Origin of the sequence: Paractinoplanes abujensis (assembly GCF_014204895.1) — a bacterium.
Taxonomy (GTDB): domain Bacteria; phylum Actinomycetota; class Actinomycetes; order Mycobacteriales; family Micromonosporaceae; genus Actinoplanes; species Actinoplanes abujensis.
Genome location: NZ_JACHMF010000001.1, coordinates 4,660,615 through 4,674,633, shown reverse-complemented (window position 1 = coordinate 4,674,633; position 14,019 = coordinate 4,660,615). Strand labels below are relative to the sequence as shown.

Below are 14,019 nucleotides of genomic sequence, written 5' to 3'. Positions count from 1 at the left end.
TCGGATCAAAGGAGATGCACAGGAAATATTTGACGCTCATGAAAACAGCCCGCCGGGTGACCGGCGGGCTGTTCTTTCAGGGGCTGACCTCTGTTCGTGCCGGGGTGGCAGCGTGGCCGGGTCAGCTACGAAACACCCGCTAAAGGGGCAGCCAGAGGGCCAGGACGTTCGGCGGCTCCCACCCGGGCAGCGACGTGTGGGCCTGGCGGCACTGGTAGCGCCGGCCGTTGTAGGTCACGACCTGACCCACCGCGTACGGGGTGCCGGCCGCCCAGGTGGTGCCGGCGGGCGGCTGCGTGGCCGGCGGGGTCGTGGGTGACGTGGTCGGCGGCCGCGTGGTCGGCGGCGCCGTCGTCGGGGGAGTGGTGACGGGCGGGTTCCCGCCGGCCCCGAACGGGCTCAGGATGATGCCGGCCCGCTGCGGGTCACCGTCGTTGACCAGCGACTCGAAACCGCCGACGTCGTCGTACGCGAAGCCGTAGGCCTTACCGTCGGCCATGTTGGCGTGGATGATCCGCGAGTAGTGGTTGGCCGCGCTGTTCTTGTAGAACGCGTTCGCGTCGAGCACCGGCTCCTGCGTGGACGTGCCGAGGGTGCCCCGGACCAGCGCGGTGCAGATCGTACGGCGTACCTCGCTCTGGATGAACGGGGCGACGTTGGGCGCGTTGAACACGCCGTCGCAGCCCCACACGTTGGACGTCGAGGGCTTGTCGACCGTCGCGACCTCGGCCCCCGAGCTGTCCGTGAAGCGCATGGTGTTGCCGACCGTACGGCCGAAGAACTTGCGGTTGGGTTCGGCCGAGCGCGGCACCACGGTGAGGGTGCGGCTGGTGTAGGCGGCGAAGGCCGAGTTGATGTACGAGTCCAGGTAGTTCGCGGGGAACAGCCCGGCGTCGGTGGCTTTGCCCGGCGCGAGCACCCGCAGCACCGTGCCGTCGGAGCGGGTGATGACCGACCGCTCCCAGCCCGGCTGGGCCTTGATCGCGTTGATCACCTTGTTGCGGCCGTCGTTGACCACGTCGCCCGTACGTTTGGTCTGCCCGGCGCCGTTGGTGACGGTGACCGCGTGCGGGATGCCGAAGAAGTCGACCTGCGAGCTGTTCAGCCACAGCCCGGCGTCGTTGAACGTGAACTCGCTGGTGTCGAACAGGGTGTTGAAGTTGGGGTCGCCGGGCGCCCAGGGCGCGGGCTGCACGAAGCCGTCCGGGGTGATGAAGAACTTGATCTTGTCGCGCAGGGCCATGTAGACGCGGCCGGACAGACCCTTGGGGATGCGGATCGTCGTGCTGCCGCCGTTGCCGGGGCCCGGGATGGACACGTCGGGGGCGGGGGTCGGGGGAAGGCCGCCCGCGGGCCACGGCGAGAACGCGCCGGCGCTGTTCACCGAGCCCCAGCGGCCGTTCATGATGCCGATGACGTAGAGGTGGACCGCGTCGCCGCGGCCGGTGTTGTTGGTGACGGTGACCGGGAGGATGGCGGGGGATGCCGCCGAGGCGGGCAATGTGACCGCCGCAATGGGCGCGGCGACGGCCAGGGCCGCCACCGCGCTCAGCCATGCGGTGCGCTTACGCAAGTCGGCTCCTCAACTCTGCTGGCCCCAGGGGGAAGGGGCATCAGAAGAATGTTTTTGAAACTTAACAGTTGTCAATGGAGCCGATCGAACGCTGCCTCTTTATTCGAAGAACTTCAGCCCGAACCCGGTGCTCGAGGTCGCCCCGGGCACGTTGGCGCGGGTGTAGGTGGTGTTGCCCCACCAGACGAACGAGCCCGTGTACCAGTGGCGGTTGGCCCACGAGTACGGCGTGCCCTTGGGCACCGCGTGATACATCATCGGGAACCGCGGACCGGCCGGCGGGCTCGTCGCGATGTCGCCGTTGAGCAGCACGAACGTGTGGTGACCGGGCCCGTTGGCGGACAGGGTGGGGTCCCAGCCGGCCATCATGGTGGCGCGGTTCGAGCCGAAGATGCAGCCGTTGCTCTTGTACCAGTCCCAGACGTACGTGGGGTCGCCGCCCGCCCGCAGCCGCAGGTCGGCCAGGCAGTACTGGTCGCTCCAGCTGCCGTTGGCCGAGTACACGATGTGCAGTTGCCCGTTCGGGTCGCGGATCGGCTCCGGGCCCTCGTTGATGAACGGGTTACCGACCACACGCTCCCAGCCCTCGCGCGGCTGCGAGATGACGTACCGGCCACCCGTGGTCGCGGTGGGGCTGCTCATCCGGGCGATGTAGAGGTTCTGCTCCACGTTGGTGTCGCCGGCCCAGCCCGACCACACGAACCAGCGCTGGCCGTTGAAGGTGAACATGGACCCGTCGACGGCCCACTTGTCGTCGGGCAGCGCCATTCGCGTCTCCGCCGTGTACCCGCTGTCGGGCGCGGCCGAACTGATCGCGTACATCCGGTGGGCGGCGCCGCGCCCGGCCGAGAAGTGGATCCAGTAGCGGCCGCCGTCGACCGCGATCTCGGGCGCCCACACCTCGCCCAGGTTGCGGGTGTCGGACCAGACCTGCCGCTGGGGCGCGGAGGCCAGCCCGTCGGTCGACGACGCCTGCCGTACGGCGATGCCGCCGCCGGTCGACTGGACCGAGACGTACGTGCCGCCGACCCGCAACACGCTGGGATCGGCGGCCCGCAGAGAGGTCTGCCCGGCCTCGGCCGGGGTTGCCGCCGGCACGAACGCGGCCGCCAGGACGACGGCCGACACGCATGCGAGGCGGCGGATGAGGATCTTCATGACGAACTCCTCGGGGGATGGGGGATTCTCCCGAGGATCGGCCGCCGTTTACATCGTTGTCAATGCGCGAAAGGGCAGAAACCCAGTCAGTGCCTTGTCCGCCACCTGCTCCCAGCCGGGCTCGGCGCAGCTCCAGTGCGAGCGGCCCGGGAACTCGCCGCGCAGCACCAGCACGCCGCCCCCGCCCGTCGAGCAGGGCCGCGAGGGCCGCCAGTTCGTCGCCCCGCCCCAGGATCACATGATCATCCTAGGGCGGACGATCAGACCGGTTCCGGCGTCGCCTCGGGCACTAGGGCGGCACTCTGCGGGGTGCGGCTCAGGGCGATGGACGCGGCGTGCAGGTACGCGCGGTTTCCGCTCGCGACGTACTCGGCACGGAGCAGGGCGGCGATCTCGTTCGCGGTCGTCAGCGAACGGGCTTCGGCGTCGACAGTTCGGAACATCGGTCACACTTTCTCGATCAGGAACCGAATCATGATGCGCCGTAACGAGCCCGAAATCATCAACCGAAACGGTGTTGACTGCAGGGGTCCTCGATGATCACGCAAACACATATGTGCAACGATGTGACAAGAGGGCTACACGGTGTGGTTGATCACGGTCCGACGGGCGCCGCGGCGGCCTGACGGGCCAGCAGACGAGAGACGCCGTCGGCGGTCATCGGCTGGGCCAGGTGGTAGCCCTGGCCCAGGGTGTAGCCGAGCTCGCGCAGCGTGGCCACCTGCTCGGGGCTCTCGATGCCCTCGGCCACCGTGTCGAGCTTGAGGGCGTGGGCCAGCTGGATGACCGCGCGGGCCACTGCCTGCCGGGCGTCGGCCGCGCCGGGGTGCCCGTCGTCGATCTCGATGCCGTCCACGAACGACTTGTCGAGCTTGACGATCGCGGCCGGGAACGCGCGCAGCAGGCTCAGCGAGGACTCGCCGGTGCCGAAGTCGTCCAGGGCCAGCCGGATGCCCATCCGGTCCAGCTCGTACAGGGCCCGGGAGACCTGCTGGCCGCGCAGCACGGCCGACTCGGTGACCTCCAGGACCAGCCGCTCGCAGGGCAGCCCGCTGTCGGCCAGCGCGCCGGCCACCTCGGCCACGAAATCGGGGTCGTGCAGCTGCCGGGCCGACACGTTGAGCCCGGCCTCGCGCAGCGCGTCCGGCCCGAACTCGGCCAGCCACGCCGCGGCCTGCCGGCACGTCTCGCGCAGCACGAACCGGCCCAGCGGCACGATCAGCCCGGTGCGTTCGGCGGCCGGGATGAATTCGGCCGGACCGACCACGCCGCGCGCCGGATGATGCCAGCGGACCAGGGCCTCGACCCCGACCAGGCGGTTGTCACCGAGCCGCATGATGGGTTGATAGACCACCCGGAACTCGTCGTTGTCGAGGGCCCGGCGCAGCTCACCGCCGAGCTGCATGTGGGCCAGCACCGGCTCCCCCATGCCTTCCGCATACCGTACGAACCCCGCCTTGCCCTGCTGCTTGGCCGTGTACATGGCGACGTCGGCGTCCCGCAGAACAGAATCGACGGTTGCGCCCGGCGCGGCGGAGGCGATGCCGATGCTGGCCTGCACCAGCAGCCGGTGCTCGCTGATGGGCCGGGACAGGGCCCGGAGCAGCCGCGCGGCCAGCTCCTCGGGGTCACCGCCGGTGAGCACGACCGCGAATTCGTCGCCCCCCACGCGGACAGGAAGGCCGTCGCCGGTCTCGGCCCGCAGCAGCCGCGCCACCGAGATCAGCAGCCGGTCACCCACCCCGTGCCCCAGCAGATCGTTGACCGTCTTGAAGTCGTCGAGGTCGATGAGCAGCACCGACACCGGCCCGGGACCGGTCAGCGCGGTCGTCAGCCGCTCCCGGAACAACGCCCGGTTGGCCAGCCCGGTCAGGCCGTCGTGGCCCACCTCGTACTGCAGACGCTCCTCCTGCAACTGCGCCTCGCGCAGCAGCCGGGCGTTCTCCCGGTACGCCAGGTACTGCCGCACCATGACCAGGGCCGTCACCACGACGGCGGCGATCAGCACCACCCGCACCGGCGCCCGCAGCGGCGCACCGAACGCGATCGCGATCAGCGGCACGTCGACCAGGATCATGGCCAGGTAGGGCAGCAGCACCCCGGTCCGGACCCGCTCCCGGCGCAGCCCCCGCTCGGCCCGGTGCTGGGCGGCGACGCCGAGGGTGACCAGCAGCGGGCACAACGGCATGACCACGGCCTGGGCCGGCACGCTGGCCAGCAGGCCGAACTGCACCGCCAGCACCGCGTCGGCCCCGGCCGGGATGCCCGCGGCGGCCGCGATGAACCGGATCGCCACCCGGTCGACCGGGCCGTCCGCGATGTACGACACCTTGGTCGCGGCCCCCACCGTGAGCAGCAGGGCCAGCCCGACCAGGACCGTGGCCTGCGGACTCCACGGCTCTCGGGCCGACAGCATCGGGGCCAGCCCCAAGTACCACAGCACCGCGGCGCAGCCCAGGAACGCGATCATCCGGTCCAGCGCCATCCGCCACCGCTCGGCCCGGCCGGCCGGCGCGACCGGCACCCGGGCCAGGCCGTAGATCACTGACAGGAACCCGATCGCGGCCAGGGCCGCGGCCGGCGCGGGCATGCTGCGGGTGCGCACCTCGTCGGCGTGGGTGAACATGTCCACGGCCAGCCAGGTGTAGCCCAGCGTGAGCGTGACCGCGGCGACCAGGACGGCCCGCCAGAACCGGCGCGCCACCGGCTCCAGACCGGGATGACGCCGCAACAGATCGAGGACTGCGGCCGCGGCGAGCCCGCCACCGACCGGCACGAAGACGTAGGCGACCGCTTCCGCGCCGACCCCGAACCCGAGGAAACCCACACACCAGACGGTCCCGAGCAGGGCGACGGCGGCGGTGGCCCCTACGTGTCGCCGGCCGGCGCCTCCCTGCTCCACGCGCCCGACCCTAACCGCTCCGATGTGGAGACGATCTCCCCCGAACGTTCGCTTCTCCCGGACCGCCGGAGCCCGTCCCGTGGCCACACCGGCGCGACGAGGTAGTGGGACGTGCCCGTGCAGCGGGTCTGCACCGGGGTCGGTGACGGGTGTGGGTGATCGAGCAGCGGCGAGAAGAGCCTGAACGAGAGCTCGGTGCTCCTCCGGATCTGCCGCAGGCGAGCACGGAGCGTACTCGTGTGCTGATGGCCCGGTGCCCGTCGGTTCTCGTGACGAGATCAGCGCTCGCCCGCACTGCGGCAGTAGAGGTCGTCACCGGTCTGGGCGCGATCAACTGCGATCCGGGAATGGGCCGGCGCAGCGCCCGTGCGGTCAGTTGTTGGGGGTGCGCACCACGGTGTCGAGCCGGCCGTCGCGGTCTGTGTCGAGATAGGTGAGCTCGGGCACCCCGTCACCGTCGAGGTCGAGCTGCACCACGTCGGCGATGCCGTCACCGTCGAGGTCGGTGACCACCTCGATCGATCCGTCCGAGCGCCGGCTGACGATCGAATTGGCGGTGGTGGCGACCCGGCCCGCCGGTCCGGGGGTGGCCGGCGATCCAGGCGTGGTGGATGGCGGTGGGCCGGGACGGCTGCCGTACGCCCCGACCGGGCCGTCGGTGCCGGCCGGGTCGATCTCTTCTTCAGAAGGGTAGACGTCGCCGTGCCAGGCGGGATCAGGATAGGTGCTCATCTGGGGAAGGTTCCCTGACGGAACCGGCGGTAACCGTCGGCGCGGAAAGAAGCACACCGCTGGTCCGAGCACCGCACCGGCCGCCCCGGTCAGCCCGGTCTCGGCTCGCTGGGGACCGTCGTCGCGTTGACGATTTCCTGGAGGGCGGCCACGTGACCGCGGTAGGCCTTCGTGCCCTGGCGGGTCATCGACAGCCAGACGCGGCGGGTGTCGGTGCCGAGGCGTTCCTGTTTGACGTAGCCGGCGTCGACCAGCGCGGCGACCTGCTTGCTCAGCGCGGACGGGCTCAGGTCGAGGTGGTCCTTGATGATCGACAGCTCCACTGTCGTGCCCGCGACGAGCATCGCGCAGATGCGCAGGCGGTGGGTGGGGTGGATGATCGGGTCGAGGGCCGCTGTCACCGCGGGCGCCCGGTGGAGCGGCGGTGGGCCACGCTGCCCGCCAGGTAGAGGGCGGCGGCCGCGACGGCGAGGGCCACGGTCAGCGCGGTGTGACCGGTGACGACGAAGGCGGCGGCCACGCACGCGCCCGCGGCGACCACCGAGGCGAGGAAGACCCGGCTGGTGGGCCACGTCCACGGGGTGCCCATCCGATAGCCGACCGTGGCGTTCACCGCGATGACGACCAGCGCGACGGCCCACAGGGTGGTGAGGCGGCGGTGCTCGGGGGCCAGCGCGGCCAGTGCCATGCCGCCCAGCAGGACGGCGTTGACGGGGTAGATCCAGGTCGGCCAGGGCGTGTCCCGCACGGCCCGCTGCGCGACGTCGATGCTGGCCAGCGCCTCGCGCGCCTCGTTCGCGTCGGGCACCCGCTCAATGTTTTCCATGGCGGAAACTATTGCAGATAGTTTCCGCCATGGCAACAGTTGAGCGCCCGGAAATCATCTTCAGCGGCGGAACCCGTCGGCCCAGGTGTCGAGGTCGAGGCGCTGCAGCAGGCCGGGCGCGAAGATGCCGGCGATCGCGACCAGCGAGATGACGACCATCGCGGTGCGCAGGACGACCGTCTCGACCTTGCCGCCGACCTTGATGGCCATGCCGTTGGGCACGCCGACCATGCGCCACAAGCGGCGGCCGGTCGGCACGGGCCACAGGATGGGCACGCCGGCCGACGTGATGATGTCCCCGAGCAGATGGACCACGCAGCCGACCGCCACCGCGAAGCCGAGCATCGGATAGCCGCGGTCGCCGGGCAGGTTGGCCGCGGTGAACCAGGCGATCACGGCCGAGCACAGGGTGACGATCACCCAGCCCGCACGCTCGGCCCACTTGTCGAACAGGCCGCGCAGCGCCAGGCCGGCCGTGAAGAAGACGATCGCGACCACGGCCCATTTGCCGTAGTGGGCGGCCAGCGCGGTCGTGCCCCAGCCGAGCAGGCCGGCGAAGGGCAGGGTGTGGGTGAACGTACGGTGGCCGTTGGTTCGCCGCGGGTCGCGCGAGAGGCGGGTCGCCGTGTAGATGCCGAGCGACACCTTCTCGATGACCTCGGCCACGAAGAGCGAGAACACCCCGAACGTGCGGGCCACCGTGGCGCCGCCCTGGTTGCGGGTGACCTTGCCGGACAGGTCCAGGTCGGGGAGCAGCGCGCCGCCCGCGCAGACGAGCGTGCCCACGGCCACCGCGAGCGGCGACTGCTCGTACCCGGCGAAGTGGTCCAGCGCCCAGGTGCCGGCCAGCCAGGCGGTCGCCCCCGAGAGGGCGTGCGACGGACCCATCATGTGAAGTTGTTCCTCCCCGCTTGAACCAGTCAACTCTGGCAAAGCGGGGAGGGTCGATCAACAACCTCGGTGTCCACTGTGGAACTGCTGCGGGCCGCCCCAGCCGGGGCCGTTCCACGGCGCCACGCCGTGGCCGAGGCTGTACTCGTAGCGGTAGTGCCGGTAGCGAGCGTGCTTCATGAACCCGATGACCAGGAAGATGAGCGGGATCGCGGGCCAGAAGAAGTGCGCCCCCGAGAGGATCCAGAACCCGGTCAGGATCATGCCGACCGAGATCACGGCCCAGGCGTGCCGGCGCAGGGCCCGGCGTGTCGCGAGCCTGTGGTCGGGCGTGTCGGCCAGCGCGCGCAGGCCCCCGAACGGCAGGTCGGCGGTGAGCGGGGCCAGCTCGTCGCGGTACTTCGCGGCGTACACCTTGGCCAGGCGCTCCTCACCCTCGGCGAGGTCGAGCCGGCCCTCGGCCATCGCGGCCCGCAGGATCTCGGCGACGTGCTCCCGTTCCTTGTCGGAGGTCCGCACCCGCTTGGTGCTGGGGCCGGACCAGTTCGTGTTGTCGGTTTCCACCGTGTCCTCCTCGGGGCGTCGTGCAACAAGCGTCGGCTTTTCGCGGCCCCGGCACGTCGCCCCGGCGGAGCATCTTCCGGGCGGCCTCCGGGTGGGCGAAGTCCCTTTCCCGTACGCCGTGCGGAGCAGAACCCCTTTCCCGTGTACGCCCGGGGGAGTACGCGCCTGCGGTCCCGCGCACCGATGCCGAGGCGGGAGCGGGTGCCGTAGTTTCGGCAGGGTGAGACACATGCACGGGCCCCCGTCGCTGCCCTGGGCGCACGGGAATCGCGCCGGACGCTACGGCGGGCCGCCGGTTCCCGGTTCGTTTCGTGGCCGCCGGGACCCGGGCGTGGGCGCGGCCGTGGGCGCCCTGCTGTTCCAGCTGATCGGGGCCAAGAACCTGGCCGGCGAGGGCCGCGTGTTCGTGGCCTTCACCCCCTGGGTGTGGGCGCTGCTGATCGTCGGGCCGGTCGCGTTGCTGTTCCGGCGGCGCCACCCGATCGCCGCCTTCGCGATCACGACGGCCGCCTCGCTGACGTTCGCCACGGTCGCCGAGCCGCACTGGTTCTGGACCGTCGCCCCGATGATCGCGCTGTTCCACCTGGGTACCTGCGGCCGGCGCACCGCGTCGATCGCGGGCGCCGGCACCGCGTACGGGACCTATCTCTTGATCTTCTGGGGTTTCCGCGCCGAGCTGGACGAGCGGGTGCTCCCCGGGCTGCGCGAGACCCTGCTGGTCGGCATCGCGCTGGCCGGGGCGATCTTCCTGGGCGGCATCGCCAGGATCAAGACCGAGCAGATGGCGCAACTGGTGAAGGTGCGGGCCGAGCGCCAACGGGCCGAGGAGGAGCAGCAGAAACGGCAGGCGTCCGAGGAGCGGCTGCGGATCGCCCGCGAACTGCACGACGTGATCGGTCACCACCTGTCGCTGATCAACGTGCAGGCCGGAGTGGGTCTGCACCTGATGGACAGCCGGCCCGAGCAGGCCCGCGAGGCGCTGTCAGCGATCAAGACGGCCAGCTCGGAGGCGCTGCGCGAGGTGCGGTCGGTGCTGGGCGCCCTGCGCACCGAGGACGAGGCGGCGCCCCGGCAACCCGCGCTGGGACTGAGCCGGCTCGACGACCTGACCGCCGACGCCGGGCTGCCCGTGGAGACGAAGACGACCGGCGAGGCGCGCACCCTGCCGGCCGAGGTCGACCGGGCCGCGTACCGAATCGTGCAGGAGGCCCTGACCAACGTGCGCCGGCACGCCGGGGCGGGCGCGACGGCCTCGGTCTGCGTCGACTACCTGCCGACGGTGCTGCACCTGGCCGTCCGCAACACTGTCGTGGAGGCCTCCGCCCGCGACGGCGGCGCGCCCGGCACCGGGATCGCCGGTATGCGGGCGCGGGCGCAGAGCCTGGGCGGCACGCTCGAGGCGGGCCCCGTCGACGGCGGTTTCCTGGTGTCGGTCCTGCTACCCACGGGAGAGAGCGAATGATCACGGTGCTGCTGGCGGACGACCAGCTTCTCGTCCGGGCCGGCTTCCGCGCGCTGCTCGGCGCCGAACCCGACATCGAGGTGGTGGCCGAGGCGGCCGACGGCCTGGAGGCGGTGACCAAGGCCCAGCAGACCAAGCCCGACGTCGTGCTGATGGACATCCGCATGCCCGGCGTCGACGGGCTGGAGGCCACCCGCCGGATCGCCGCCGACCCGTCCCTGACGGGCACCCGGGTGGTCATCCTGACGACGTTCGAGCTGGACGAATACGTGTTCGAGGCCCTGCGTACGGGTGCCTCGGGTTTTCTGGTCAAGGACACGGAGCCGGTCGAGCTGATCCGCGGCGTGCGGGCGGTCGCGGCGGGTGACGGCCTGCTCTCGCCGAGCGTGACCCGCCGCGTGATCGGTGAGTTCGCGGGCGGCGGCACCAGCCGGTCGGCCACCCCGCCGGCCACGCTCGACCAGCTGACCGACCGCGAACGCGAGGTGCTGGTGCTGGTGGCCGAGGGCCTGTCCAACGACGAGATCGCGGCCCGCCTGGTGATCAGCCCGGCCACGGCCAAGACCCACGTCAGCCGCACGATGATCAAATTGGGCGTCCGGGACCGGGCCCAGCTGGTCGTCTACGCGTACGAGGCGGGTCTGATCCGCCCCGGCTGGCTCGCTTGACCAGCGACGACCGAACAGGGCGGGCCGGAGCGGCGCGACCGGGAGGTTAACCGGTTCGGCATCGATGTGTGACAATGTGCCACGCTGTTCGCCGCATCGGGAACCGGGGGGCTTTGGATGAGCGGGGTCGGAGCGGCCGAGGCGGTCCGGGGCGGGCCGGACGACGACGGGCCCCGGCGGGCCGCCGCGACCCGGGGTGTGCTGACCAGGGTGTGGGCCCGCCGGGAATGGATCCTCGTGGTCGTCGGCGGGCTGGCGCTCGCGGTGCTGCTGACCTGGCCCACGATGAAGGACCCGAGGCACACTGTGCCGGGCGACATCGGCGACCCCGCCCTGTTCGCCTATCAGATCGCCTGGGGCGGGCACGCCCTGCTGACCGACCCGGCGCACCTGTGGGACGCCAACACGTTCTACCCCGAGCCGCACTCGCTGGCCTTCACCGACACCGTGCTGGGCTACATGCCGTTCGGCATGATCGGCTCCGGCCTCGACGACGCCGTGCTGCGCTACAACATCCTGTACGTCCTGCTGCACGCGCTCGCCTTCGCCGGGGCGTACGCGCTGACCCGGCAGCTGGGCGCGCACCCGCTGGGCGCGGCGGTAGCCGGCGTCGCCTGGGCGTTCGCGCCGTGGCGGCTGGCCCACGCCGGGCACATGAACGTCATCTCCACCGGCGGCATCGCGCTGTGCCTGGCCATGCTCGCCCGCGGCCACGGCTGGTCGCTACGCCGCGGCCATCGCCCGGACCGCCACAAACCGGGCTGGGCTCTGGCCGGCTGGCTGGTCGGCGCGTGGCAGATCAGCCTCGGGCTGGCCATCGGGCTCGCCTTCGCGTACGTGATGATCGCCGTCTGCCTGGTGGCCGCGGCCCTCTACGGCTGGGCCTGGTGGCGGCGCGGCCGTCCCGTCTTCGGGCGCCGGCTGCTGGCGGCCGACCTGATCGGCGGGCTGATCTTCGGTGGCGCCACGGCGTACATGGGCCTGGCCTACCTGCGCGTCGTCGACCTCAACCCGCAGGCCGACCGGGGCCTGAACTGGACCGAGATGTATTCGGCGCCGTGGCGGGGCCTCTTCATCGCGCCCGACAGCTCCTGGCTGTGGGGTGACCGGCACGCCGCGGTGCGGGCCGACCTGTTCTGGCCGCCCGAGATGGCGCTGCTGCCCGGCGTGGCCCTGATCGCCCTGGCCGCGGCGGGAGTCTTCTTCTCCGTCTTCCGGGTGCGCCACCGCGTCCTGCTGCTCGTCGGCGTCGCGGTGGCGGTGCTGCTGGCGCTGGGGGCGAACACGCCCTGGCACGGCGACCCGGGCTACCTGACCCTCTCCAAGCACCTGCCCGGCTGGAACGCGCTGCGCACCTCGGGCCGGATGATGCTGTGGATCTCGCTGCTGATGGCCGTCCTGGCCGCCGGCGCGATCAGCGCCCTGGCCCTGCGGGCCCGCGACGCCGCACCCTGGGGAGCGGGTCCGCTGAAACGCAGCAAGTTCTTCGCCGCCCGGCTGGCCCTGCTGATCCCGCTCGCGCTGGTCGTGGTCGAAGGCGTCAACAAGACCCCGCACCCCGAGCTGATCCGCTACCCGGCCGCGATGGCCGCCGCCCAGGAGCCGATCCTGGTGCTGCCCAGCGGCGGCAGCCTCGAGATGTCCATCATGCTGTGGACCGCCAACGACTTCCCGCGCATCCCCAACGGCATCGTCACGTTCGAGCCGGCCAGCCAGCAAAGGATCCGCGAGGTCAGCAAGACGTTCCCGGACGCGCCGAGCATCGCGGCCCTGCGCGCGGAAGGCATCCGCTCGGTGGTCGTCCTGCCCGAGTGGCTGCCCGACACCCCGTGGGTGGGCGTGCCCGACCGCGCGACCGACGGTCTCGGCATCACCCGCGAAGTCATCGACGGCCACATCCTCTACCGCCTCGACTGACAGCTGCACGGCGGCCCACGCCCGGACCGCGCGCAGGTCGAGATCATCCGGGCGGCGGCCGTCCGAGTGAGATCCCTCGGCCGGACTTGCGCCGGCGAGGGGCGGACGGGGCCCTGTGGCCGGGACGCTCGGCCTACGATCGACCGCAATCATGGGGGTTCGAGTGAAACGTGTGATGGCGGCGGCCCTGGCCGCTCTGGCCGGTCTGACGGCCGCCTGTTCGGCAGGGGCGGCGGAGAACACCGGGACCGGGCCGGGAGGGAGCGCCGAGACGCTGGGGTTGTACTCGAGCGGGGGAGCGGCGGCGCCCGTGACGCAGCTCGGGTTGCCGGCCACCGAGCTCAAGGACGCGTACCTGGTCAGTCCGCATCAGACGATCGCGTTCGCGCGGTGGGCGGTGGTCCCGGAGCTGACGAGCGACCAGCTCACGGCGGCGGGGCTGGAGATCCGCGGCCGGGACAGCTTCCCGGTGGCCGACCAGCAGCTGCGGGCGCCCGAGGGGCACGAACTGTTCATCGTGGACGCCGAGAACCCCGGCACGATTCCGGTGTCGCAAAAGGACCAGATGACCAAGGTCGGCTTCGCGCTGGTGGTCGGTGGGCAGCGCCGCGACCTCGGCAACTCGCTCTTCTCGTACCACCTGCGGGATGCGCTGCTGGCGGTCGTCCCGGCCGGGGCCGAGGTGCGGCTGGACCTGACCGACGAGGGCCGCACCCAGTCGCTCGACCTGCGCACCGGCCGCCGGATCAACGCCGCGGCCGCGTTCTATCCCGTACGGGAAGGGTCGGCCGGGCCGTCGGAGAGGTGGCGCTACCGGGGCAGCACCTACACGTCGATCAGCGCGAGCCTGCACGCGAAACTCAGCCCGTGGACCGAGGAGAAGGGCTGGGCCCCGGCCGGCCGCGCCTGGCTGACCGGCAAGGTCACGATCACCGTGTCCTCGATCAAACTGCCCGACACGTCGAAGGCCGTCCGGACACCGGCCGCGATCCAGGTCGACCTCGGCCGCGACCTGCGCCTGTCCGGCTCGGGCGTGCCGGCGCGACTCTGGCCGGCGGGCACCACTGTGCTCGCGGCCGACCCGCTGGCCCCCGGCATCCCGGAGGAGGCGACCAGCCGCGCGTTCACCGTCTCCGTGCCGGAGAAGCTCACGAAGTTCAAGGCTACCTTCGGCACCGACGTCGACACCGCCGGCTACGCCCGCGACACCGACCAGTCGGACACCACCCGCGAAGCAACTCTCAAGGCGAACCCCATCGGGTGAGGTCCGGCTCCGGGCGGCGGATCCGGACAGCTATCGGTGGTTGTCGCTGAGTGACATCATGG

General features: G+C 71.6%; 13 protein-coding genes. 4 read left to right on the top strand and 9 right to left on the bottom strand.

Going from position 1 to position 14,019, the window contains the following annotated elements; genetic code table 11:
• Positions 1-139 precede the first annotated feature (139 nt).
• The 9 genes from BKA14_RS21005 to BKA14_RS20965 all read right to left on the bottom strand — a co-directional run bounded on the left by BKA14_RS21005 (position 140) and on the right by BKA14_RS20965 (position 8,646).
• Positions 140-1,573 carry a beta-1,3-glucanase family protein gene (locus BKA14_RS21005; RefSeq protein WP_239092816.1) on the bottom strand — a complete coding sequence of 478 codons (1,434 nt, stop codon included), beginning with the start codon at positions 1,571-1,573 and terminating at the stop codon, positions 140-142.
• Positions 1,574-1,672: 99 nt separating this feature from the next.
• Positions 1,673-2,731, bottom strand: coding sequence for a glycoside hydrolase family 43 protein (locus BKA14_RS21000; protein WP_184952616.1), 1,059 nt, complete (start codon positions 2,729-2,731; stop codon positions 1,673-1,675).
• 260 nt (positions 2,732-2,991) lie between these two features.
• Positions 2,992-3,174, bottom strand: a complete 183-nt coding sequence (locus tag BKA14_RS20995; RefSeq protein WP_184952615.1) for a hypothetical protein — start codon at positions 3,172-3,174, stop codon at positions 2,992-2,994.
• A 152-nt stretch (positions 3,175-3,326) separates the two neighbouring features.
• Positions 3,327-5,633 carry a putative bifunctional diguanylate cyclase/phosphodiesterase gene (locus BKA14_RS20990; protein WP_184952614.1) on the bottom strand — a complete coding sequence of 769 codons (2,307 nt, stop codon included), beginning with the start codon at positions 5,631-5,633 and terminating at the stop codon, positions 3,327-3,329.
• A 372-nt stretch (positions 5,634-6,005) separates the two neighbouring features.
• Entirely contained in the window at positions 6,006-6,365 is a 360-nt protein-coding gene (locus BKA14_RS20985) for a hypothetical protein (RefSeq protein WP_184952613.1), read from the bottom strand.
• An 89-nt stretch (positions 6,366-6,454) separates the two neighbouring features.
• Entirely contained in the window at positions 6,455-6,766 is a 312-nt protein-coding gene (locus tag BKA14_RS20980; protein ID WP_184952612.1) for a transcriptional regulator, read from the bottom strand.
• Entirely contained in the window at positions 6,763-7,191 is a 429-nt protein-coding gene (locus tag BKA14_RS20975) for a hypothetical protein (RefSeq protein ID WP_184952611.1), read from the bottom strand. Before BKA14_RS20975 ends, BKA14_RS20980 begins: the two co-directional genes overlap by 4 nt.
• A gap of 60 nt (positions 7,192-7,251) precedes the next feature.
• Entirely contained in the window at positions 7,252-8,082 is an 831-nt protein-coding gene (locus tag BKA14_RS20970) for a metal-dependent hydrolase (protein WP_184952610.1), read from the bottom strand.
• A 57-nt stretch (positions 8,083-8,139) separates the two neighbouring features.
• Complete coding sequence (locus BKA14_RS20965) at positions 8,140-8,646, bottom strand: DUF1707 SHOCT-like domain-containing protein (protein ID WP_239092818.1); 507 nt, start codon at positions 8,644-8,646, stop codon at positions 8,140-8,142.
• A gap of 229 nt (positions 8,647-8,875) precedes the next feature.
• Here BKA14_RS20965 and BKA14_RS20960 point away from each other — a divergent pair, with 229 nt between their 5' ends.
• The 4 genes from BKA14_RS20960 (at position 8,876) to BKA14_RS20945 (ending at position 13,957) form a co-directional block, all read left to right on the top strand.
• The gene (locus BKA14_RS20960; protein WP_184952608.1) at positions 8,876-10,108 is read left to right on the top strand and encodes a sensor histidine kinase; all 1,233 of its coding nucleotides are present in this window, start codon (positions 8,876-8,878) and stop codon (positions 10,106-10,108) included.
• Entirely contained in the window at positions 10,105-10,776 is a 672-nt protein-coding gene (locus BKA14_RS20955; protein WP_184952607.1) for a response regulator, read from the top strand. Before BKA14_RS20960 ends, BKA14_RS20955 begins: the two co-directional genes overlap by 4 nt.
• A 117-nt stretch (positions 10,777-10,893) precedes the next feature.
• Positions 10,894-12,693, top strand: a complete 1,800-nt coding sequence (locus tag BKA14_RS20950; RefSeq protein ID WP_184952606.1) for a hypothetical protein — start codon at positions 10,894-10,896, stop codon at positions 12,691-12,693.
• A gap of 163 nt (positions 12,694-12,856) precedes the next feature.
• Positions 12,857-13,957 carry a hypothetical protein gene (locus tag BKA14_RS20945; RefSeq protein WP_184952605.1) on the top strand — a complete coding sequence of 367 codons (1,101 nt, stop codon included), beginning with the start codon at positions 12,857-12,859 and terminating at the stop codon, positions 13,955-13,957.
• Positions 13,958-14,019: the final 62 nt, after the last annotated feature.

Bases quoted from the DNA above. Each gene is read 5' to 3' on its own strand.
- BKA14_RS20955 (WP_184952607.1), top strand. From the start codon at position 10,105: ATGATCACGGTGCTGCTGGCGGACGACCAGCTTCTCGTCCGGGCCGGC.
- BKA14_RS20960 (WP_184952608.1), top strand. From the start codon at position 8,876: ATGCACGGGCCCCCGTCGCTGCCCTGGGCGCACGGGAATCGCGCCGGA.
- BKA14_RS20970 (WP_184952610.1), bottom strand. From the start codon at position 8,082: ATGATGGGTCCGTCGCACGCCCTCTCGGGGGCGACCGCCTGGCTGGCC.
- BKA14_RS21000 (WP_184952616.1), bottom strand. From the start codon at position 2,731: ATGAAGATCCTCATCCGCCGCCTCGCATGCGTGTCGGCCGTCGTCCTG.
- BKA14_RS20975 (WP_184952611.1), bottom strand. From the start codon at position 7,191: ATGGAAAACATTGAGCGGGTGCCCGACGCGAACGAGGCGCGCGAGGCG.
- BKA14_RS20995 (WP_184952615.1), bottom strand. From the start codon at position 3,174: ATGTTCCGAACTGTCGACGCCGAAGCCCGTTCGCTGACGACCGCGAAC.
- BKA14_RS20985 (WP_184952613.1), bottom strand. From the start codon at position 6,365: ATGAGCACCTATCCTGATCCCGCCTGGCACGGCGACGTCTACCCTTCT.
- BKA14_RS20950 (WP_184952606.1), top strand. From the start codon at position 10,894: ATGAGCGGGGTCGGAGCGGCCGAGGCGGTCCGGGGCGGGCCGGACGAC.